Raw genomic sequence first — 22,948 nt, 5'->3', positions numbered from 1 at the left:
TTGCTTTCTCTGCCAAACTCTAAATATGCATTGTGCTGTCATTGATTCGCCATATAAATACGTCACTGTATACAAAATAAACGACATGCATAGGCTTGAAATTGAGCAATAAGCGCACAAAATACAGGTGGTGCAGGAATAATTAGCGAAAATTTGCCCCTGAGGCTTTACCCATTCCGCTTTTTTTAAGACAATATGCGCATCTTTGAATTCTTATTCATCTTACTCTTTTAAACCATTTGTTTGGACTCTGACCTATGACAACCCCGCTTAACGAACGTCGTATTGCAAACGCAATTCGTGTATTGGCAATGGATGCTGTGCAAAAAGCAAATTCAGGACATCCAGGTGCTCCAATGGGGATGGCAGATATTGCTGATGTGGTATGGCGTGAATTCCTCAACCACAACCCTGCAAACCCACAATGGGCAAACCGTGACCGTTTCGTATTGTCAAACGGCCATGGTTCTATGTTGCAATATGCGTTATTGCACTTAACAGGTTATGACCTGTCTATTGAAGATTTGAAATCTTTCCGTCAATTGCATTCTAAAACTCCAGGTCACCCAGAATTGGGCTATGCACCGGGTATCGAAACAACCACGGGTCCATTGGGTCAAGGTATTGCAAACGCTGTAGGTTTTGCACTTGCTGAAAAAACTTTAGCGGCTCAATTCAATAAAGAAGACATCACAGTTGTAGACCACAACACATACTGTTTCTTGGGCGACGGCTGTTTAATGGAAGGTGTTTCTCACGAAGCATGTTCATTGGCTGGTACTTTGGGTCTAGGTAAATTGGTTGTTTACTACGATGACAACGGCATCTCAATTGACGGTGAAGTGGAAGGTTGGTTCTCTGACGACACAGAACAGCGTTTCTTGGCATACGGTTGGCAAGTGCTTAAAGTTGATGGTCATGATGCAGACGCAATCCGCGCAGCAACTGTTGAAGCAAAAGCTGAAACTACCAAACCAACTTTAATTATCTGTAAAACCATTATTGGTTTAGGTTCGCCAAACAAACAAGGTAAAGAAGATTGCCACGGTGCGCCGCTTGGCAATGATGAAATCGCTTTAACTCGTGAAGCTTTGGGCTGGACTGAAGGTCCATTTGAAATTCCAGCTGATGTTTATGCAGCCTGGGATGCAAAAGCGAAAGGTACTACTTCTGAATCTGCTTGGAACGACACATTTGCGGCTTATGCTGCTAAATATCCAACAGAAGCGGCTGAACTCAAACGTCGTCTTTCTGGCGACCTTCCTGCTGACTTTGCGGCAAAAGCGGATGCGTATATTGCAGAAGTAAATGCAAAAGCTGAAACAATCGCTACCCGTAAAGCGAGCCAAAATGCCATTCAAGCATTTGCGCCGCAGCTTCCAGAAATTCTAGGTGGTTCTGCTGACCTTGCAGGTTCTAACCTGACTTTATGGAAAGGCGCAGAAGGCGTTGAATCTAACCCAGCGGGTAACTACGTACACTATGGCGTACGTGAGTTTGGTATGACAGCCATGGCCAATGGTGTGGCATTGCATGGTGGTTTCATTCCTTATGTTGCGACATTCCTAATGTTTATGGAATATGCACGTAATGCAGTACGTATGTCTGCATTGATGAAACAACGTGTGATCCATGTGTATACCCATGACTCAATTGGTCTAGGTGAAGATGGTCCTACACACCAACCTGTAGAGCAAATTGCATCTTTACGTGGTACACCAAACCTAAACACTTGGCGTCCATGTGACACTGTAGAAGCGTCTATTTCTTGGAAATCTGCGCTACTTCGTTCAGAAGGCCCTACAGCGTTAATCTTCTCTCGTCAAAACTTGCCGTTCCAAACACGTACAGCAGATCAAATTGCTGACGTTGCGAAAGGCGGTTATGTACTTGCAAAAGAAAAAGGCGAATTGAAAGCAATCATCATTGCGACTGGTTCAGAAGTTTCATTGGCAATGGATGCTTACGCACAGCTTGAAGGCGTACGTGTTGTTTCTATGCCATGTGCTGAAGAATTCGTAAAACAAGACGCTGCTTACCGTGAAGCGGTTCTTCCTGCTGCGATCCGTGCGCGTGTTGCTGTTGAAGCTGCGCATGTGGACTACTGGTGGAAGTTTGTAGGTCTTGACGGCCGTGTAATCGGTATGACGACTTACGGTGAATCTGCTCCTGCAAAAGACTTGTACCAACACTTTGGTATCACAGCTGACGCTGTTGTTGCAGCAGTGAAAGAAATTACCGCTTAATCTATAAAGATTAACCGTAATAAAGACGCCCCAGAGAAGGGGCGTTTTTTATTGCAGAGATTAAATTTATTTTTAATTGTGAAATAACGATTTGTAACGAATGAATTAAAGCATTGGTTTAAAATTAATTCATTCATGCAGTATTCAGCCACGGGTGCAATGTTGCCCCAAGTGAGGAAACGATGAGCCTTTACGATCAGATAAATGATGAAATTGTACTGATGGATGCTGGTGAACAGAAATGGATAGGCGCGGACTTAGAGCTTGAAGCCATGGTTGCAGTAGAGTTGATGCTGCAAGATTTGCAAGATGACAAAGTGATTAAGATTCGCCGTAAGAACCATGAAAAGCATACAGGCTTGAAGCAGGTTGACCGCATTTTGGTTGAGAAGCTATAAGCTAAATGGTTAAAAAGTCCGATTGTTCGGGCTTTTTATTTGCCTATCGTATTTATAAAACGGATAAGAAAAAGTCCATCCAAGACTTATCAAGACTAAAAAAGAGCGCATTAAATAAAGTGTTTTAAACACATGAAGCTTTATTTCAGTTATAAAAATCCAGTGCTCATTTAAAAAAGACATCAAACGTGCAAATACAGATTAAAAATTTAACAGAAATTTCAAAAAACCAATGGCAGCCGCTTTGGGAGCTGTATTTAAAATTTTATAAAAGTCAGGTGCCAGATGAAGTGACTGAGCGAACGTGGCACAGGTTACATGCTGCTGACTGCGAACATATGTATGGCTTTGCAGCTGTGATTGATCATCAAGTGGTTGGGATCGTGCATGTCATTGAACATGAGAGCTGCTGGACATTGCAGCCTTATGCCTATTTGCAGGACTTATATACCCTTGAGGATTATCGCGGGCAGGGCATTGGCAAGGCGCTGATCGCGAAAGTGAAAGAATATTGTGATCAGCGGCAGTGTGACCGTGTGTATTGGCTTACGCATCAGGATAATGAAACTGCGCAAAAACTGTATGATCAAATCGCGAAAAAAACAGGATTTATCCAATATCGCTGTCATTAATTCAATGTAAAAGGCTATTCTAAATGAACAGCAGCTCTTGCGTGAAGAGCTGCTGGATCTGAGCATTTAAGCTGAAACTTTAAAGTTTTTAGCTGAGTCGGCTTCTTGCTGAATGATCCATTCTCCACCTACGCGGAATGATGATGCTGAGGCGTAGGTGTCTTCCATAAATTGGAAAAAGCTGATTAAACCGTTTTGAACTTTGGCTTTAATTGAAAAAGGCGAGGTGAAAGTATTTTTTGCATAGACTGAGGTGTAGGTGAATTGACCAAATACAGCTACGGTTTCATCTTCAGCGATCATATCCGTGATTTGAAAGTCGTCGATATTCCAGTAGGTCCCGACGTTGGCAAAGGTATATATATAAATGTCTCTACCTGTGCCAGACCCAGCCCATGGCTCAATTTGTTTCAGTTCTGGGTTGCTAAAGTTAAGGGAAACATATGCTGCGTCTTCGGCTACCAGTAGCTGAGTTGTATTTTCAATGAGTTCTTTTGAAGTATTCATAAGAAATGCCAAAACCACATCTTTGGGTGTTTTAGTGTTTAAGGCTTTTTCAATAGCCAGCGATTGTTCTGTCATTTTTGGGTACTCAGATTTTTATGATGTCTAAAAATCTTAAGTGGATTTGTTTAGAAAACCTACGACTCTGATAGGTTGATGTTTCCTAAATTTAGGATAAATAACTCATGGATCAATTAAATTATTAATTATTTGAAATATATGGGAAATTTAATAATTGAGAGTGGTTGTAGATGCTGCTACAGATTTTACAAAACTATCGTTCTAAACATGCAACAAAACGTTTTATCTTTAAAGCTGTAATACGGCTAAAAATCTATAGACTTAATGGTATTCGAAAGTGAGATAAAAACATGAACTTTAAAGCATTAACAATCGGTTTGGCGGTAGCATTAGTTACAACAATTTCTATGGCAAAACCTGTTGCCTATCAAATTGATCCTACTCATACAGCAACAGTATTTACTTGGAATCATTTTGGTTTCTCAACGCCTTCTGCAAACTTTAGTGACATTCAAGGGACAATCAATGTCGATAATGCAAAACCTGCAAATTCGTCTGTGAACGTGACGATTCCATTATCGAGCTTAAATACCAATGTCAAAGCATTAGATGATCATTTAAAAACAGCTGATTTCTTTGATGCTGAAAAATATCCAAATATCACGTTTAAAAGTACAAAAGTTCAAGCGATCAGCAAAACTAAATACAAAATCACGGGTGATTTAACAGTTAAAAATGTGACTAAACCAGTGGTATTGGACGCTGTATTGAACAAGCAAGCCGTTCACCCAATGACTAAGGCGGAAACGATTGGTTTCAATGCAACGACTTCTTTTGATCGTTCAGCATTTGGTGTAGGTGCATATGTACCGAATGTAGGCGACAAAATTACGGTAAATATTACGACTGAAGCCGCTGTATCTACAGCAAAGGCAGCAGCGAAATAAGATTTAGCTCCCTCAGCTAAGTTAGGAAAGCACCCATTTGGGTGCTTTTTTATGTCACGTAAATGTGTATCTGATGAATCATCAATCACGATTGAGTAGTAATAGGCAGCCAAAACTAATGAAGATTCCACCGGTAATTGCGTCAATTTTTTTACTAAATTTTTGATAGTAATGCGTCATTTTAGGTGCTGAGAATAAGACCGCAACCAATGCAAACCAAATCAAACTTTCAATAAAGACTAAAGCCAGTAAAGAGCTTTGATCAAAAATACTGACCTTTGCACTGATTCCAATAGAAAATACACTACTGAAATAAACCAATGCTTTAGGATTGGCCATATTGGTCAAGAAACCGTGGAATAACAGCGTCAAAGGCGATTTTTTCTGTACGGCTTGCTCGGTTGGTTTTGTTATTGTGCCGAGGTCTTTACTCCATGCAGACTTTAATAACTGAGAGCCTAAATATAAAAGATATAGGCCTCCCAAAATCATGAGGCATTGTTGTAACCAAGCCATTTTTTGAAATAGAAAATGTAAGCCACTTATTGCACAAATTGACCAAACTAAAATACTGAGTGAAATACCTAACGCGGCAAATAATGCATGTGATCTGGATTGTCGAATAGCACTTTGAGTGACAAAAAAGAAGTCTGGGCCTGGGCTGATGAGAGCAAAAAAGTGGATGAGCGCAATGCTGAGTAAGGGAGTCATTCTAATGGCTTATACGTTTTGAAGTGCAACTGTTATAAGCCATTTAGCATTAAATTAATAGCTGTTTTAAAGCTGAAGTTGTTGTAAAAATTGCTGCAAAATAAGGGGAGCAACACGTTCTAAATGAGGTGCTTGTTGTTGGCTTTGCATGCGTAAATTTGAGATGTTAATTTGTGCTTTATGTAATTCACATGTATGCCCAATCAGCCATTTTTCCATGGCCTGTGCTTCTGCTTCAATATGAAACTGTAGGGCTAAAATATTGGGCCCATAGCTAAACGCTTGATTCGGGTAAATTGCCGAGCTGGCGAGTAACTGTGCATTTGCAGGTAAATCAAAAGTATCGCCATGCCAATGCAGTACAGGCACTTGATCTAATGGCGCTAAAATATTGTGAGTAATGGCTTCAAGCGCTAGGGAACTCCAACCGATTTCTTTGCTATGACCTGCATAAACTTTAGCGCCCAATGCATACGCAATAAGCTGAGCACCTAAGCAAATGCCTAAAGTCGGTAATTTACTCTCTAAACGTACTTTAAGTAAGTCTATTTCTTTTTGTAGGAATGGGTAGTCATCAGTTTCATAGACTCCGATCGGGCCACCCAAAATGATGGTAAGCCCTGTATGTTGCATAGCTTTACTCAGGTCATCGACTCCAGCTTCGAAGTATCTCACCCGATAACCCAGTTGGTAAAATACATCTTCCAATGAACCCAAATCTTCAAATGCAAGGTGTTGAATGACGTAGATGGTTTCGTTTAATGCAGTACTCATAGGGATTTTTCAGGATTAAGATTTCAAAATAGAATGTAGCTTGAATTGCCGGAGATTAAAAAGGAAAACTGTAAATTTTTCACAATTTCGAAAAGAAATAAATATAGAAGTTGGTTGAAGCGGATTGTTTTTTCTTTGAGTGATTATGTTCGACGATAGAACTTAGCATTTAAAACTTTGGTGCTGTGAATTAAGGGATCCCGCAAGGCTTTATTGGCAAAATTTATGAGAAAAAGTGCATGAAATTTAGATAAAGCTTTGGTTTAGTATAAAAAAAAGATGAAAAACCAATGGAAAAGCGTTTAGAGATGCGTATGATGAAATCTTCGACAAACAACAGTTCATTTTTCTTTTAATATCATCACATAATTAGATAACTGATTTTAAAAGTAAAAAAATATAAGCCAGGGAACTTGTATGCAGTCAAAACATAATCGAGATGCCAGTCTCTTGCATGCGATACATAAAATTTTATTAAAGGAATGGGACCCGTTAGGGATTCGCCGTATTCCTGCTTTACGTGATGAGTATGATGATTATTTGCCCAATATTTTTAAATTAATTCAAGAGGATTCAAGTGAATCAGAAATTTTTGAATATTTATGGTGGGTTGAGCAAAAAGTCTTAGAGAAAAAAGGACAGAAGGAACATACCCTAAAAATTGCGAAAATGCTGAAGGCAATTGAGCGCTAGTTTGCGGTCGTGTACGCATAAAAAACCGATATATATCCGTATCGGTTTTTTATATTGAATCTCTTAGAAGTCTCTTAGGAACGGTTTAGAATTTCTTTTCTAAGGTAAACATAAAGCTTGGAATTGATTCATTGATACGAGATTGGTATAGCGCGCCAGAACTTTGTTCCTTTAACACTTCTTTATAATCTGAGCTGAGAATATTACGTGCATTCACCGATGCAGACCAATTTTGATCAAAGCGTTTAGTAAAACTCACATCCATATTGACGCGTTCATTGCTGGTGCGATTGTACGGTTCGTTACTCAGTGCACGTGTATATTCAGGGGTATAATCGAGATTCACACTTGTTGCAATACGCCACGGTTGGTAGTTGTATGATAAACCAGCACTTGCGGTATAAGGTGCAACATCACTTGCCAAACGGTCAGAGCCGTCAGTTTCTTCAATTTTTGCACGTACAGTTGAAAGCTGAGCATTCAACATAAAAGAATGACCATTCTCCGTTTGCTTCAGTGCATAGCGTCCAGCAATCTCCACACCATAAGTAGTTGCACTGTCTTGGTTATATGGGCGTTCGACAAAACGGCAATCGGTATTTCCCGTTTCGCAACGACCGCCTGTAGCATTTTCTGACAGGATCGATTTTTCGATATAGTCATTAATTTCTCGATAATATGCAGTGATATTTACACCTCCAGCAGGGGTGTTATAGCCTAAGGTTGTTTCGTAAGCATTAATAGTTTCAGGTCTTAGGTGAGGATTACCACCACGATCAGGATTGTTTAGTTTCCCTGCATCGCTATCTGTAGAAACTGAAATAGTCGGCATTAATTGATTGCTACGTGGGTTTTTAAAAGCCTGACTCAAATTGGTTTGAAGTGACCACTGGTCATTAAAGTCAAAACGGTGTGCTAATACAGGACTTAAATGCTGATCTTGATAATCCACTAAACCTGAACGATCAATCCACTCTTGGCGTACACCTAAAGTTAAGGTTTGGCGCGGCGTATATTTCCAACTTCCTTCAACATAGGCAGCATACAATTGTTCATCTAAGGTCTTTGCAATATTGCTTTCAAGTTCATTGCTACGTAGATCAGTACCAAATTTTATTTGGCGTTTTGAGTCGAACTTGCGGACACCGTCATAGCCTAAGCCATATTCATTAATTTGTTCATCAATATACGATTGAGAATCTCTATACTCTGTTAATTCTGTTTCATTTTGCTGCTCGATTGATAAGCGAATTTTGTCGGAATTGCCTTGGTCTTTACGCTCATATCGTGTGTTGAGTCGAATGCTGTCATTTTTATCTTTTTGGACTTGGGAGCCACTTGTGCCTTCGCTTTCATTGTTGCGATAAAACATTTCAGCGACCAATTTTTGTTGATCATCAAGTTGATATTCAACACGTGGGGTGAGCATTTGCGACGTACGATTGGTGATGCGTTTTTGAGTTTTCGTCCCTGTTGCATCTTGTGTGCGGGTGAGCGTATCTGAATCATTCCACATTTGGCTCCCAGATAAACTATAGATCCAAGGGTCTGAACGACCATCCATTTGAAAGTTTAAATTGGTGCGTTCTTCTTCACGTGTATTTGATTTGGTTAGACCATAACCAGCACGTACAGAACCACTTAAACGTGTGCCATTCAATGGTTCTTTTAAAATAATATTGATGACTGCAGATGAAGCAACCGAGCCTTGAGCGACGCTCGGTTGTTTGGTGATTTCAAGGCGTTCGATCATTTCAGGCGTAATGCTATCAACAACTGACATGCCACCACGAGGACCACCTTGTACAGGTTCACCATTGATTAAGAACACGGGTGCACCACCACCACGGAAACGCATGCCGCCAGCACCTGCACCACCACGTGGACCACCGCCGGCACCGGGGAGTTGAAACCCTGCAGCACGACGCAGTGCATCATTGATGGACTGATCGCCAAATTTCAACATTTCATCACGGCTTATGATGGTTTTTGCGACAGCACTGATATCTGGGTCTTTGGGCTTAGTGCTTGCTGTTGGAACTTCAAATGTTAAAGCTTCCATTTGCTGAACTGCTGCAGATTCTTGGGGATTTTGAACAGTATCTGCGGCCCAAATTGATGTTGAGATCGTAAGTAATGCGTAACTTAAGCTGGTCAGTTTGAGTGTAGTGTGCGCGCCGTGCATTATTTGGTTGTCCAAATGTAATTTTGGCAAAGAATAACGGAAAATTATGGAGAAAAATTGAGGAAAATTGGCGAGATGAGCATTTCATCAGATTATTTTTTAACAGGTAGGTGAAAGGTCGTGTGGCAATAGGGGAAGCCTTATTCGTTGGGGAAAATTAAGGCCTATTAACGTCGCTACAATATAATAAATAACTGAGGTGACGCAGTAACATCAGAAGCGTACTTTGCTTCAAATAATAAAGATACGCGGTAATGTCATGCGCAATTGTTTGAGACAGGACGACTTCTAATCAAAAATGTTTTTGCGATACGTTGAATAATTTGACGGTAGTGAACGAGTTTTGTTGGTGAGGTGCATTGCACCGCAAGATGGTTTCCTTGCGAAGCTTCGCATCTCATTTTGCCGAATGAGAAACAACGTTTCGTAAGAGTACTTCCAGCCGAAAGCTAATCCCTGTATTTAATCCCTAAATGTAAGACTTCGTCAGATTTAAATATTATTTTAAAAATGTGAAATGGCTTTCATGTGCATAACATGAGTAAATACATATAAAAATAAGCCTTTGAAGAAAGATTTAGACATAAAAAAACCCTCATCTTTCGATGAGGGTTTTTCGTATTCTGGAGCGGGAAAGGAGACTCGAACTCCCGACCCCAACCTTGGCAAGGTTATGCTCTACCAACTGAGCTATTCCCGCAATGAGGTGAATTATAGAGAATTTCACGCAACTGTCAACTCTCTATGCTTCTGTTTGCTTAATTAATCAGCGCGACGCCAAATAGTACCTTGACGTGTATCTTCCAGAACTACGCCCTGATCCAGTAAAGATTGACGAATGTCATCTGCTTTGGCAAATTCTTTGGCTTTTTTCGCATCTTTACGTTGTTGAATTAAATCTTCAATCTGTTCTTCAGAGAGACCTAGAGCTTCCTGACCAATATCTGATTTTAAGAATTCATCAACATTATGCTGAACCAAACCTAAAATATTGGTTAAGTGACGCAATGTCGAATAATACACAGCCGCTTGTTCAGCATTTTCATCTTTTACGGCACGGTTCAATTCTTTGTTGACTTCAAACAATACCGCAATTGCTTCTGCGGTGTTGAAATCATCACGCATAGCGGCATTAAAGCGCTCAACTAAAGCATCATCCAAAGTTTCTACGGTTTTTTCACCATAGACTTGCTGATAAGCTTTAAATGAATGATAGAAACGGGAAAGGGTATTTTTCGCTTCTTTTAAAGCAGTGTCAGAGAAGTTTACTGGGCTACGGTAATGTGATGACACAATAAAGAAGCGGATCACTTCAGGGTGGAATTTATCCATGACATCACGAATAGTGAAGAAGTTACCTAAAGACTTCGACATTTTTTCGCCATCGACATTAATAAAGCCGACATGCATCCAGTAATTAACATACTGTTCGCCAGTAGATGCCTCAGATTGCGCAATTTCATTTTCATGATGCGGGAAAGTTAAGTCTGAACCGCCACCATGAATATCAAAATGGTTGCCTAAGCAGCAGGTCGACATCGCTGAACATTCAATATGCCAGCCCGGACGGCCATTGCCCCAAGGTGAAGCCCAAGAAGGTTCATTTTCTTTGGCATGTTTCCAAAGCACGAAGTCAAAAGGATGTTTCTTTTCTACTTCTACATCAACGCGTTCAGAAGCACCAGCCTGCATATCGTCAAGTTTACGACCCGAAAGACGACCATATTTGGCAAACTTTTCAACTTCAAAATAAACATCGCCATTTGCAGATGGGTAGGCTGTACCTTTGTTAACCAAGCTACCAATCATATTCTGCATTTGATCGATATAGTCTGTTGCACGTGGTGCTTCATCAGGTGCTGCACAACCTAAATTGGCAGCATCTTCGTTCATGGCCTTAATAAAACGGTCGGTTAAAGCAGTAATGCTTTCGCCATTTTCATTGGCACGGGCAATGATTTTGTCGTCAATATCGGTAATGTTTCGAACGTATTTTACGCTCCAGCCCTGACTGCGCAGGAAACGGATAATATAGTCAAATGCAACCATAACTCGAGCATGACCAATATGACAGTAGTCATACACAGTCATTCCACAGACATACATGTCGATATGTCCTTCTTTGCGAGGTACGAATTCTACTTTTTTACGTTGCTCTGAGTTATATAGAACAAAAGGTTGCATAGGTCTTCAAATTGTTTCTACCAAAAGATGGCTCATCTTAACCTAAGCATTTTTTTTCATAAAGTTAAAACCCAAAAAAGCAGATATTTTTTAATGCTTGATGTAATTGTACTGCTGGAAAAAGAAGTTGAAGGCTCATTTGATTCGGGCTGAATTTCATTTGAGAGTTTAATTCAATTTATCTGTTCCTAAGATAAAAAAGAAGAAATGCATCTTTTCTGCATAATTCATGAATTCTTATACATTTGGAAACGTGCTATTTGCATAGATATGATAAAATTGTGAAAATTTTTTATTTTGAAAGTGAGAGCGCACCTCTCACGGCTTAAGGTATAACAACTTTGAATCCACCAAATATGCCGAATCAAGTCGATTTTCAGAAAGTCGCATTAGAAACTTTGCGTATTGAAGAGCATGCTTTACAAGTATTAGCGACGCAAATAGATGATCGTTTTAGCCAAGCCTGCGAAATCATTTTACAGTGCAAAGGGCGTTTAGTGATTACTGGTATGGGTAAATCGGGTCATATCGGTCGTAAAATGGCCGCTACGTTTGCCTCGACCGGTACGCCATCTTTCTTCATGCATCCGGGTGAAGCGGGGCATGGTGATTTGGGTATGTTGGTTAAAGGTGATGTGCTCATTGCAATTTCAAACTCAGGTAAGAGTGATGAAATTATGATGCTCATGCCGTTGATTAAACATTTGGGCATTCCTTTAATTACCATGAGTGGCGACAATAAAGGTCCCATGCCACAAAATGCCGATGTCGCATTGACCTTGGGCAATATTCAAGAAGCTTGCCCTTTGGGGCTAGCACCGACCTCTAGTACCACTGCAACATTAGCCTTAGGTGATGCACTTGCAGTCGCATTATTGGATGCACGTGGCTTTACTTCAGATGATTTCGCACGTTCTCATCCTGCTGGAGCGTTGGGTAAACGTTTGTTATTGCATGTAAAACATCTTATGCATACAGGTGAAGACTTACCAAAAGTGTCGCCAGAGACACCAATGAATAAAGTTCTGTATGAAATTTCAAATAAACGTTTGGGTCTTACCACGATTGTCGATGAAAACGATACCTTATTGGGTATATTTACCGACGGTGACTTACGTCGTTTGATTGATAAACAGCAAGGCTTTGACGTGAATATGAAAGTCTCAGAAGTGATGATTAAAAATCCTTTGACGATTTCACAAGAAGAACGCGCGGTACATGCTTTAGAACGTATGAACGAAAAGAAAATTACACAATTTGTAGTTGTTGATGATGCCAATAAAGTGATTGGGATTATCAGCATGCATGATCTGATTCAGGCTGGGGTAAATTAAGAAAATGGCATCGTATGTATTGCTAGAACAAGCGCGTCACATAGAAGCACTAGTACTGGATGTAGATGGAATTTTAAGTGATGGATTTGTAACGTTGACCAATAGCGGCGATGAAATCAAATCTTTTGATATTCGAGATGGCTTAGGCATGAAGTTGGTGCAAAAAGCGGGTATCAAAGTCATCATTATTACTGGCCGTAAAAGTAATATTGTTGAAAAACGCATGTCTGACTTAGGTGTCGATTTGGTCTTTCAAGGACGTGAAGACAAAGGTGTTGCCTTGACTGAAGCCTGTGCACAGTTTGGTATTGATCCTTCAGATTGCCTATATATGGGTGATGATTGGCCCGATCTTTCAGCCTTTGCTATTGCAGGGATGAAAGTGACCGTACCGAATGGACATTTAGAAGTACGTCGTCGTGCAGATCTTGTAACTCAGGCGATGGGTGGACGTGGTGCTGTTCGTGAAATCTGCGATATGCTTTTAGTTTCTAAAGGTGTATACCAGGAACTACTTGAAAAATATGCAAGTGCACCTTATTAATAAATTGATGCAGTCATTGGATTGAATCTCCGCTTATGGATACTAAAGTTTTATACGTGACAGCTGTGGTCATTGCTGCAGTAAGCGGTGGTTTTTACTATTTCGGTGGAAAGGGTAATAAGCTTCAGGCGGACTCTTCGAAAAGTATGACTTACTCAGCTGAAAACATTAACCTGACGCAGACTGATGAGCAGGGAAAATTGCATATTCGTGCGCAAGTCGATCGACTTGAGCAGGATTTGCAAAAGCAAACTTCTCATTTGGTCAATCTGAAAGCATCGACCTATCAAGATGGTGCTGTCGATGCCACGTTCTTTGCCAAACAAGCCAATGGTATGGACGATAACCAAAAAGTCGTACTGAGTGACAATGTGGTTGCGACAAAATTGATGCGTGAAGGGCAAATGGAGTTTCGTACTGAGGAACTAACTGCTTTTCCAAAACAGCGTGAAATAGAAACGGACAAGACTGTAACGGTGATTTCACCACAAGCCGAATTTGTCAGCCAAGGTTTAAAAGCAAATTTAAACGACGGTCAATACGAATTTTTTAATATTCGAGGAAAGTATGAACCATAATTTTAATCGAAAAACTGCAAAAACTTTCCTAAAACGTACAGCGCTACTCGGTTCACTGGCGTTATGTTCAGTTGCAGCTTTTGCTTTGCCTTCAGACCGTAATCAACCGATTTCATTGGTTGCCGATCGTGCAACATTTAATGAAAAAACTGGGATTACGACGTATACCGGTAATGTCATCATTGAACAGGGTTCGATGAAGCTTCAGGCAAACTCAATCGTTGCGAACTTAAACAGCAAAAAAGAGATCAGTACGATTACAGCAACGGGTGGGCCAGCACATTTCCAACAAAAAACTGACCCTGCCAAAGGCTTTGCAAAAGGCCAAGCACAGAAAATCGTCTACAATGCTGAAACAGGTATTATCACCATGACGGGTGGTGCTTTGTTGCAACAAGATGGTGCAAGTATTCGTGGTAATAGCTTGAAATACAGTATGAATAAAGGCGATATCGTTGCTGAAGGTACGCCAAATAAATCTGGATCTTCTTCAGGTCGTGTACAAATCGTGATTCCGCCGTCAAGCACTAAGTCCTTCCCAGGAGCACGTGATTAATGGAGCAGACCTCGCAAGTTCAAACTTTATGTATTAAGCATTTAGCCAAAAACTACAGTAAGCGTTGGGTGGTAAAGGATGTGTCCTTTAGCATGCAAAGTGGTCAAATTGTGGGTTTACTTGGTCCAAATGGTGCAGGTAAAACCACAAGCTTCTATATGGTTGTTGGCTTAGTTCGTATGGATAAAGGTGAGATTCATTTAGATGATCTTGATTTGTCTGACTTGGCAATGCATGAGCGCGCACGTAAAGGTATTGGTTATCTACCTCAAGAAGCATCTATTTTTAGAAAATTAACCATTTCTGAAAATATCATGTCGATTTTAGAAACCCGTAAAGATCTAAATAAGCAACAACGTCAGCAACGTTTAACGGAATTGCTTGCTGACTTTAAAATCACACACATCAAAGATTCTCTTGGTATGAGTGTGTCGGGTGGTGAGCGACGCCGTGCGGAAATCGCGCGCGCGTTAGCTGCAGACCCTAAATTTATGTTGCTAGATGAACCTTTTGCAGGGGTCGATCCTATTTCAGTGGGTGATATCAAAGACATTATCCGAACATTGAAAGATCGTGGTATTGGTGTATTAATTACCGACCATAATGTGCGTGAAACTCTAGCGATTTGTGAGCATGCTTATATCGTGAGCGAAGGTTCAGTGATTGCAGAAGGTACTCCAGAAGAAGTGCTTGCAGATGAGACGGTACGTAAAGTTTATCTTGGTGATGATTTTACTGTTTAATTGAATAAAATAAGAAATTTCCCGTTGAATGGCGCTAGTTTGGTTCAGCGGGTTTATCTTATTGTCGGAAATGACAAAAACTGAGTAATTAATCTAAAAATTAACAAAAATATCAGTATACATTAAACTAAAAATACGATCTGCAAAAATCATGCGATTACGAAAGATGAATGGTCTTCAATCAAGCCTCCAGTATTGGGGGCTTTTTTGTGGATGTAAGTCTTTCAAAAAACGCTATAATATCCGTTGATAGAGGATCTAAAGACGTTATGCCATTTACACTTGCCGCACAGTTTGAATATGAAGAAGACATAAAAAAAAGCCGTTTTCAAGCCATCGCAGTTCCTGTGGAAAATGAACAAGCCGTTAAAGACTTTCTCGAAGCCCATAAAGATATCTCAACAACACATCAGTGCTGGGCATGGAAAATTGGACATACCGTACGTTTCAATGACGATGGTGAGCCTTCAGGCACAGCAGGTCGGCCCATTCTAGCAACCATAGAAGGGAATGATCTAACCAACGTATTGGTCTTGGTTAATCGTTGGTATGGTGGAATTAAGCTCGGCACAGGGGGCTTGGTACGTGCCTATGGTGGCTGTGCCGGTCAATGTCTGCTGCTGGCTGAAAAAATTGAACTCATTGAGAAGAAAAAAGTGCAATTTAGTTGTCAGTTTAATGAGTGGGCAATTTTCCAATATGAACTCAATCAGCAGCAAATTGAATTTCAGGAAGACTACACAGTGGAAGGTGTAAATGTACTTGCATCATTGCAAATTCATCAAATCCAACCACTGCAGTTAAAGATACAAGATGTAACTCGCGGACGTGAACAACTGCATATCGTCGAGGCTGATGAAGATGAATGAACAAGATCCATTATTGAAATATCGAGAGCAACATAAGCATCGTCTGAATTATATGCCTTGGTTGTATTGGTCACTTAAACCGAAAAATCGTGGTTGGGCCGAAGCTTGGCAACAGGAATATCAAGACTATCTCAAATCGATGGAAACCGTTGAAATTGGTAAAAACTGTTTTATATCGCCATTGGCTCATATTTTTGCCGAACCAGGACGTAAGATTGTCATTGGAGATAACAGCTTTATCGCTGCAGATTGCACCCTGCATGGCCCAATTGAAATTGGCAATGAAGTGGCGATCAATCATCACTGTATTTTAGATGGTGGGCGAGTGGGTATCAAAATTCACGATCAGGTTCGTATGGCGGCATATTGCCATTTATACGCTTTTGATCATGGAATGGATGTCAATCAACCGATCTATCAGCAAGCTGTACGATCACAAGGGATTGAGATAGAGCGTGATGTTTGGCTAGGTGCGCATGTTGGAATCAAGGATGGCATTCACATTGCTGAGCAGGCTGTGGTCGGCATGAACAGTATGGTGACGAAAAATGTCGAAGCGCGTGCAATCATTGCGGGAAATCCTGCAAAACTCATTCGATATCGTGAATAAATAATCGCCAAATAGGTCATAAATCGTTTTTATGCTTACACAAATGCATGCACAGTGAAACAGAGTTGTGATAAGTTAAAAATAACAAACAACATTTTATAGCCAAGCAATAATAAAACGAGGGCTAATCATGAAACGAGTTATCGCCTGTATCGACTCTTCTCCATGCATTAATGCACTAGCTGATGCTGCTGCTTGGGTTGCTAAACAAACTCACCGTGAGTTGGTTTTACTGCAAATACTCGATTATTATCCGGCAAGTTATCACTTAGGTGAAATCAGTGGAGTGATTGGGTTTGAAAGTAATGCTATGCTCTTGAAAGAACTCGCGGAGTTAGAACAAAAACAAAGTGATTTAGCGTTAGATTATAGTAATAACTTGCTCAAACACATTTCTGAAATGATCCAAGATAAGCATGGTATTCAAACCACCCATATTCAGGAAAAGGGCGACTTCTTAGAGCAAAGTTTTAATGTGTTGCAAGATGACGATATTGTTTTAATTGGTCGCGTGGGTGAACGTTCAGCAGAGCGCAATAAGCCGCTTGGTAGTAATGTTGAAAACTTTATACGTGGTGCAAGTTGTACAGTTATGACTGTAGGGCCAACGTTTAAACCACCGACTCGTTTTATTTTTGCCTATGAATATTCGCCTAAATGTGTTGAGTTAATGAAGCGTGTGGCACAAAGTGACCTACTCAAACTTTTACAATGTCATTTGGTCTATGTTGGAGATCACCCACAAATCTTGGATGATCCAAAAAATTATTTAACCAATGCGGGGCTCGATGTGGTGACGGAATACCGCTATGGCGATGTTTCGGAAAATATTCTGGACTATCAACAAGAGCATGGTATCCAGTTAATCGTACTGGGGGCATTTAGTCACAGTAAAATCCATCAGTTCTTCTTGGGCAGTATTACCACCAGTATTTTCAGAAATTCGAGTGTTCCACTGTTGGTTGTAAAATAAGATGAAACAACAAATAGGTGATTTAATAGACGGACAAATGCGAGTAAATAAATAATAAGTTGTTGTGTTAAAAATAATCAGAGTTATCCTCATAAATTGTGGATAACTCTGTGTGTAGTGTTTGTAAGTAGTTGTTTTAAAAATAAAATATTGTATTGATTATTTTTTATACCTTTATTCGAGGTGGCTAAAAAACACCTCGATTTAGATTATTTAACGATTGCAATCGCAAAACCATCATGACCTTTACAACCTACAGTTTGAAGTGCCGTGCAGGATAAAATTTTCGGATGATTTTGCATGGCTTTGAACATATCACGGATACCTTCAATGCTTGGTTTGTGGTTTTCAGCATTTAGAATCTCACCTGCACGAATTACATTGTCTAAAACAATCACTGTACCTGAATGAGATAAATTTAAGCTTAATTCTAAATATTCAGGGTAGCTCTGTTTGTCTGCATCGACAAAAATAAAGTCAAAAGGTTCGGTATCTTCAGGAAGGGCACGTAAAATATCTGCCGCACGACCACATTTCAGTTCTATCGTTTGTGCAAGCTTTGCATTATCAATATTTTCTTGACCGAGGGCAGCATGTGTATCACGACCTTCAATGGTCAGAATGTAACCATCTTCAGGTAATGCACGTGCTAACCACATGGTGCTATAGGCTGCAAAAGTTCCAAGTTCTAAAACGCGTTTACATTTGTTCATTTGGATTAACATTTGAAGCAGCATGCCTTGATTGGCCGCTACAGCAAGATGATTAGGAAAGCCACGTTCATCCGTATGTTGAAGTGTTTGGGTCAATATTGGATCTTCAGGAATTAAATGTGAATCGATGTAAGCATCAATGTCTGTCCACATTTGTTGCATGTTGTCGCACCTCGTGATTGATGCAAGCATTTTAAACCTTTCCACCAACATCGCAATTTATTGTTCTATATTTGAATATTTTATGTACAAAAAAGACCTCCGAAGAGGTCTTGATATGACGATGTAATGTTTTAGTAATTACACATTGATGAGCGACTTGAGTGATCAGGCCCCCAAGTACGGTAGCCTTGAGTATCAATATGAATTTGTCCGCTGGCATATAAACCTAATCCCATATTGAGACTCTGCCCGTGTTGTGACCAAAATTGGCATAAACGGAACTTGGTATTTTCAATATAACTGTAGTCTTCGGGCTGCGGGTACGCAGGTCCAATACGGAAATCAATCGCAGAGTTGTATAAGTGACGAGATGAACTTGCACCACCGGCACACTGGTTCAAAGGCAAATCACGATAAACCGATGTCACTTCAAAGTCCGTTAAGATATTGGCAGCTACTAAATATTTAAAGACACGTAAGGTTGCAATTTGGTTTTGCCATAATTCACGGTTAGGTACCATATATTCTGAGCGACCACATTTTTGCCAGTCACGTGCAGTACGCATCAACTCAAATGAAGGAATGATATTGCCTACACCATTTTTCTCTAAAAAGACTTCATAGTCTCGAACGCGACGTAAATTATCGACAGACGCGACCCACGAATTGTAGGCATAAGGCACCACTTTAGGCGGGGCTTGTCTGATGGTCGTCACTTTTTCTTGAGGTATGTAAATACGTTTACCGTCGGGAGTTGTAATAGTGTGACCTTGTTTTTGTGGTGTAGTTGTACAACCAATGAAAACAAGAGGGAATATTGCAACGGACAATAATCCCTTGAGTAAATGCTTCATTATAGAAATCAATTATTTATAAACTCGTTCTATTTTAATCCAATTTGATTGAGAAAATTTGAATAATTTGCAATGAAATGTGTGCTTTAAGTATAAAAAAAGATCAGCATGTGCTGATCTTTTCATGAAAGCGTAAAATTACTTTTCAAGATATTGTAATTTATCAGCTTTACCGTTCCACTCTTCACGGTCGGCAGGTTGATCACCAATTTGAGTGATGTTCGGCCATTTTTGAGAAAGTTCAGTATTAAGTTCGATAAATACTTCTTGACCTTCAGGTAACTCATCTTCAGAGAAAATCGCGTTAGCTGGACACTCAGGTTCACATAGCGCACAGTCGATACATTCATCTGGATTAATAACAAGGAAGTTTGGACCTTCATAGAAACAGTCAACAGGGCAAACTTCTACGCAGTCTTGATATTTACATTTAATACAGTTTTCAGTGACAACAAAGGTCATGGCGACAGCTACCTAAAAAATATGGTTCTAATAAACTAATGGTGTATTTTAGGCAAAAAATAGGGTAACTAACAATTCCTTTTATTGATAATTATTATATGCAGTGCTGTTAAAATCACTAAAAACTGAACAATTTATGTAAATTTCACAATGAATGAGAATCATACTCAAAAACTAATTAAATTACATCTGTTTATCGAACAATATTTTTATGTGCATTTTAAGCATGAAACATTTTAGAACATTAATTTTTTATCAATTTATTGCTGAATAGCCGCAGTAGTAGATAGCAAACATTCACTAATTTACGCGTTTGAATGGTGTCAATGCAAAGAACACCTTCATTGGTGTTCTTTGCATATCTCATCTATCGCTTCTGCTCAATTTAGATCTTAAGTAAATCCTTTAAAGCGTAAAGCTGTTGTAATGCTTCACGTGGACTTAAGTTATCGATATCAATATCTGCTAAGGCATCAAGTACGGGCGATGTTTTTTCAACTTCAACTACGCGTTCAATGACTTCAGGCTCTGCGAGTGCCGAGAATAGATCGGTTTGTACAGCCGTATTGAGTTGCTGTTTTTGCTGAGTTTCTAATATATGAAGGCGATTTTGCGCTTCTTTGATCACAGCTGCAGGAATACCTGCAAGCTTTGCCACCTGTAGACCATGACTTTGACTCGCTGGGCCTTGTTGAACTTTATGCAGTAAGATCAGGTTGCCATTTAGCTCACGAGCAGTCACATGATAGTTATCTATATTGGCGTCTTTGCCTAACTCGGTGAGCTCAAAATAATGCGTTGCAAATAGGCATAAACATTTAATGCGACGGGTGAGATCGAGCACACATGCCCACGCCAAAGATAAGCCATCATAGGTACTCGTACCACGTCCGACTTCATCCATCAGTACCAATGATTGATTGGTCGCATGATGTAGAATCTGTGAGGTTTCAGTCATTTCCACCATGAAGGTTGATTTGCCTGTAGACAAGTCGTCGGCAGATCCTATACGGGTAAATATCCGATCGATCGGCCCTAATACGGCAGATTGGGCAGGGACAAAGCTACCACAGTAGGCTAATAAGCTGATTAAGGCAGTTTGGCGCATAAAGGTCGATTTACCGCCCATATTTGGCCCTGTGATAATCGCCATGCGGTGATTAAAGTCCAAACTAGTATCATTTGGAGTAAATGCTGATTTGCTCAGAGATTCCACAACTGGGTGACGTCCGGCTTTGATTTTGATCCCAACTTCAGGGCTATATTCAGGACGTGACCAATTTCGTAATCGAGCTTGATGGGCAAAATTAGCCAGTAAATCAATTTGCGCTATAGCGGCGCTCATCATTTGTAAGTTGCCAATATCTGCACGTAACTCATCAAGTAATAGCTCAAAGAGCATTTTTTCGCGCGCTAATGCACGTGACTCACTCGAAAGCACCTTATCTTCAAAAGATTTCAGCTCAGGGGTAATGTAGCGTTCCGCATTTTTTAGAGTTTGGCGGCGAATATAATGATCAGGTGCTTGCTCAGCCTGTGCTCGAGTCAGTTCAATATAGTAGCCACTGACACGGTTATAGCCAATTTTTAAGGTTGAAATTCCGGTTTGTTCACGCTCTTTGATTTCGAGATCAATGAGGAATTGTCCTGCATGGTCACGAATTTTACGCAGTTCATCGAGTTCAGTGTCGAAGCCCTCGGCAATCACATTACCATCACGTAAAAGCACCGGCGGGTTTTCTACGATGGCAGACATAAGACGCTCATGTAAGCCGTGAAAATCACCCATTTCATCATTTAACTGAGCGATCAGCTTAGATTGATGTGCCTGAATGATCGGTTCAAGTGCATGTCGAAGATAGGGAATTTGTGCACAAGTTTGACGTAACTGAACAAGGTCTCGTGGTCGAGCACTGCCGAGCGCTACACGAGATAGCACTCGTTCAATATCGCCAATTTCCTTGAGAACTAAGCGGATCGGAGACTCATGATAGCCTTGCAGCATCGCTTGTGAAGCATCTAAACGCGCATCCAATAAAGCGGTATCTCGTAAAGGCTGCATTAAGGTACGACTTAATAGACGGCCACCCATCGCAGTTTGGCAATCATTGATCAGTTGGAACAGGGAAGTGCCATGTTCAAATAAAGGATCAATCAGTTCTAAGTTACGACGAGTGACGGGGTCGAGCGCCACGAAATCACTACTTTGTTCAAGTTGAATGCTGCGGATATGTGGTAAAGCAGTTTTTTGAGTGACTTTTGCATAGTGAATCAAAGCCGCAGCGGCAGCTTTCGCCAAAGGTAAATGGTCAATACCAAAACCTGAAAGTGTGGCTACTGCAAATTGGTCACACAGCGTTTTTTGCGCGTTATTTAAATTGAAGTCGACGTTTGGACGCTTGGTAACAGGGCAGTCTAATTGACGTTTAATTTGTTCGACAATATTCGGATCAATAAGATCTTCATCAATCAAAATTTCGCTCGGCATTAAACGTGAAAGTTCGATTGCTAATTGTTCTAGCTGATAGTCCATTTGCTGAACTTTGAAAATACCTGCACTGAGGTCCAGTAAAGCAATCCCGATCTGATTTTGTTGTAAGCAGATCGCGACTAAATTTGAACTTTGATGAGAGGCAATCAGTGCATCGTCCGTTAATGTCCCCGGGGTAATGATACGAACAATGCCGCGCTCAACTGGACCTTTACCTGTTACCTCACCAATTTGCTCGCAGATCACCACAGTTTCACCTTTTTTTACAAGGCGGGCTAAATAGCCTTCAGCAGCGTGGTACGGCACACCAGCCATAGGAATAGGTTCACCATTGGCTTTACCACGATGTGTCAGTGTAATTCCTAAGAGTTTTGCTGCTTTATGCGCATCTTCAAAAAAGAGCTCATAAAAATCACCCATCCGATAAAACATCAGTGAATGCGGATTTTGCATTTTGACTGACATGTACTGTTGCATCATCGGGGTCAGGGTTGAAAGGTCAACTTTGGAATTATCAGCTTGCATGAAACGAAATACCTTAAAATAAAAATTTGTGCGCTGCTAAACGAAAAACACTGTTTTGATGAAAATTGGATTTAGAAAAAGTCCTTATATTTATTTTGTCTCTTCATTCAAAACCACAGGTGTACGTTAACAAATCGTGTTGCTGATTCTAGCAAAAAAAGTGGTAGGAAAATGCCAGAAAAGGTTTGTCTGCATGTAAAAAAAGCAGTCAAAATATTATTTATAAACGCTAAAAAGTC

At 40.2% G+C, this 22,948-nt stretch carries 22 protein-coding genes and 1 tRNA gene; 13 read left to right on the top strand and 10 right to left on the bottom strand.

The window, feature by feature from the left end; all coding sequences use genetic code 11:
* Positions 1–257 precede the first annotated feature (257 nt).
* The 3 genes from tkt (at position 258) to FTU12_RS06885 (ending at position 3,276) form a co-directional block, all read left to right on the top strand.
* The gene (gene tkt / locus FTU12_RS06895; protein ID WP_180114029.1) at positions 258–2,246 is read left to right on the top strand and encodes a transketolase; all 1,989 of its coding nucleotides are present in this window, start codon (positions 258–260) and stop codon (positions 2,244–2,246) included.
* Between the two features lie 182 nt (positions 2,247–2,428).
* Entirely contained in the window at positions 2,429–2,644 is a 216-nt protein-coding gene (locus FTU12_RS06890) for a hypothetical protein (protein WP_180114028.1), read from the top strand.
* Between the two features lie 188 nt (positions 2,645–2,832).
* A complete protein-coding gene (locus FTU12_RS06885) occupies positions 2,833–3,276 on the top strand; it encodes a GNAT family N-acetyltransferase (protein WP_180114027.1) in 444 nt (147 codons plus the stop codon).
* A 66-nt stretch (positions 3,277–3,342) separates the two neighbouring features.
* Here the strand turns inward: FTU12_RS06885 and FTU12_RS16465 are convergent, their stop codons facing one another.
* Positions 3,343–3,858 (bottom strand): nuclear transport factor 2 family protein, encoded by a 516-nt coding sequence (locus FTU12_RS16465; RefSeq protein WP_257227295.1) that lies wholly within the window; start codon positions 3,856–3,858, stop codon positions 3,343–3,345.
* Positions 3,859–4,151: 293 nt separating this feature from the next.
* Between FTU12_RS16465 and FTU12_RS06875 the strand changes: the two genes are divergently transcribed.
* A complete protein-coding gene (locus FTU12_RS06875; protein WP_180114026.1) occupies positions 4,152–4,748 on the top strand; it encodes a YceI family protein in 597 nt (198 codons plus the stop codon).
* An 81-nt stretch (positions 4,749–4,829) separates the two neighbouring features.
* Here the strand turns inward: FTU12_RS06875 and FTU12_RS06870 are convergent, their stop codons facing one another.
* Together FTU12_RS06870 and FTU12_RS06865 are read right to left on the bottom strand one after the other, a co-directional pair.
* On the bottom strand, positions 4,830–5,459 hold the full coding sequence (locus FTU12_RS06870; RefSeq protein WP_180114025.1) for a LysE family transporter: 630 nt from the start codon (positions 5,457–5,459) through the stop codon (positions 4,830–4,832).
* 66 nt (positions 5,460–5,525) lie between these two features.
* Positions 5,526–6,233, bottom strand: coding sequence for a glutamine amidotransferase (locus FTU12_RS06865; protein ID WP_180114024.1), 708 nt, complete (start codon positions 6,231–6,233; stop codon positions 5,526–5,528).
* Between the two features lie 417 nt (positions 6,234–6,650).
* Between FTU12_RS06865 and FTU12_RS06860 the strand changes: the two genes are divergently transcribed.
* A complete protein-coding gene (locus FTU12_RS06860) occupies positions 6,651–6,926 on the top strand; it encodes a hypothetical protein (RefSeq protein WP_078193570.1) in 276 nt (91 codons plus the stop codon).
* Positions 6,927–7,011: 85 nt separating this feature from the next.
* On the opposite strand, the gene FTU12_RS06855 is transcribed toward FTU12_RS06860, so the two are convergent.
* The 3 genes from FTU12_RS06855 to cysS form a co-directional block, all read right to left on the bottom strand.
* A complete protein-coding gene (locus tag FTU12_RS06855; protein WP_180114023.1) occupies positions 7,012–9,111 on the bottom strand; it encodes a TonB-dependent siderophore receptor in 2,100 nt (699 codons plus the stop codon).
* Between the two features lie 624 nt (positions 9,112–9,735).
* Positions 9,736–9,811, bottom strand: a tRNA-Gly gene (locus FTU12_RS06850).
* Positions 9,812–9,873: 62 nt separating this feature from the next.
* Complete coding sequence (cysS, locus tag FTU12_RS06845; RefSeq protein ID WP_180114022.1) at positions 9,874–11,295, bottom strand: cysteine--tRNA ligase; 1,422 nt, start codon at positions 11,293–11,295, stop codon at positions 9,874–9,876.
* Between the two features lie 356 nt (positions 11,296–11,651).
* Here cysS and FTU12_RS06840 point away from each other — a divergent pair, with 356 nt between their 5' ends.
* The 8 genes from FTU12_RS06840 to FTU12_RS06805 all read left to right on the top strand — a co-directional run bounded on the left by FTU12_RS06840 (position 11,652) and on the right by FTU12_RS06805 (position 17,502).
* A complete protein-coding gene (locus FTU12_RS06840) occupies positions 11,652–12,629 on the top strand; it encodes an SIS domain-containing protein (RefSeq protein WP_168377848.1) in 978 nt (325 codons plus the stop codon).
* 4 nt (positions 12,630–12,633) lie between these two features.
* Positions 12,634–13,173, top strand: coding sequence for an HAD family hydrolase (locus FTU12_RS06835; RefSeq protein WP_078188762.1), 540 nt, complete (start codon positions 12,634–12,636; stop codon positions 13,171–13,173).
* 35 nt (positions 13,174–13,208) lie between these two features.
* Complete coding sequence (lptC, locus tag FTU12_RS06830) at positions 13,209–13,751, top strand: LPS export ABC transporter periplasmic protein LptC (protein ID WP_078188761.1); 543 nt, start codon at positions 13,209–13,211, stop codon at positions 13,749–13,751.
* Positions 13,741–14,307 carry a lipopolysaccharide transport periplasmic protein LptA gene (gene lptA, locus FTU12_RS06825; protein ID WP_168377635.1) on the top strand — a complete coding sequence of 189 codons (567 nt, stop codon included), beginning with the start codon at positions 13,741–13,743 and terminating at the stop codon, positions 14,305–14,307. Before lptC ends, lptA begins: the two co-directional genes overlap by 11 nt.
* Positions 14,307–15,050 carry an LPS export ABC transporter ATP-binding protein gene (gene lptB / locus FTU12_RS06820; protein ID WP_078188759.1) on the top strand — a complete coding sequence of 248 codons (744 nt, stop codon included), beginning with the start codon at positions 14,307–14,309 and terminating at the stop codon, positions 15,048–15,050. Before lptA ends, lptB begins: the two co-directional genes overlap by 1 nt.
* A gap of 269 nt (positions 15,051–15,319) precedes the next feature.
* Positions 15,320–15,919, top strand: a complete 600-nt coding sequence (locus FTU12_RS06815) for a YigZ family protein (protein WP_180114021.1) — start codon at positions 15,320–15,322, stop codon at positions 15,917–15,919.
* Positions 15,912–16,529 (top strand): DapH/DapD/GlmU-related protein, encoded by a 618-nt coding sequence (locus FTU12_RS06810; RefSeq protein WP_180114020.1) that lies wholly within the window; start codon positions 15,912–15,914, stop codon positions 16,527–16,529. Before FTU12_RS06815 ends, FTU12_RS06810 begins: the two co-directional genes overlap by 8 nt.
* Before the next feature lie 130 nt (positions 16,530–16,659).
* Positions 16,660–17,502: a universal stress protein gene (locus tag FTU12_RS06805; RefSeq protein WP_078188753.1), complete on the top strand. Its 843-nt coding sequence runs from the start codon at positions 16,660–16,662 to the stop codon at positions 17,500–17,502.
* A 209-nt stretch (positions 17,503–17,711) separates the two neighbouring features.
* Here the strand turns inward: FTU12_RS06805 and FTU12_RS06800 are convergent, their stop codons facing one another.
* The 4 genes from FTU12_RS06800 to mutS form a co-directional block, all read right to left on the bottom strand.
* Positions 17,712–18,377, bottom strand: a complete 666-nt coding sequence (locus tag FTU12_RS06800) for an O-methyltransferase (RefSeq protein ID WP_180114019.1) — start codon at positions 18,375–18,377, stop codon at positions 17,712–17,714.
* A gap of 131 nt (positions 18,378–18,508) precedes the next feature.
* The gene (locus FTU12_RS06795) at positions 18,509–19,231 is read right to left on the bottom strand and encodes a D-Ala-D-Ala carboxypeptidase family metallohydrolase (RefSeq protein ID WP_078188751.1); all 723 of its coding nucleotides are present in this window, start codon (positions 19,229–19,231) and stop codon (positions 18,509–18,511) included.
* 138 nt (positions 19,232–19,369) lie between these two features.
* A complete protein-coding gene (fdxA, locus tag FTU12_RS06790) occupies positions 19,370–19,693 on the bottom strand; it encodes a ferredoxin FdxA (RefSeq protein ID WP_004651686.1) in 324 nt (107 codons plus the stop codon).
* A gap of 385 nt (positions 19,694–20,078) precedes the next feature.
* Positions 20,079–22,709 (bottom strand): DNA mismatch repair protein MutS, encoded by a 2,631-nt coding sequence (gene mutS / locus FTU12_RS06785; protein ID WP_180064208.1) that lies wholly within the window; start codon positions 22,707–22,709, stop codon positions 20,079–20,081.
* Between the last annotated feature and the right edge of the window lie 239 nt (positions 22,710–22,948).

Origin of the sequence: Acinetobacter sp. YH12063, assembly GCF_013419715.1 — a bacterium.
In the GTDB taxonomy this organism is placed as follows: Bacteria; Pseudomonadota; Gammaproteobacteria; order Pseudomonadales; family Moraxellaceae; genus Acinetobacter; species Acinetobacter amyesii.
Note: the sequence above shows the minus strand (reverse complement) of the source record. Positions and strands in the feature narration are given on the sequence as shown.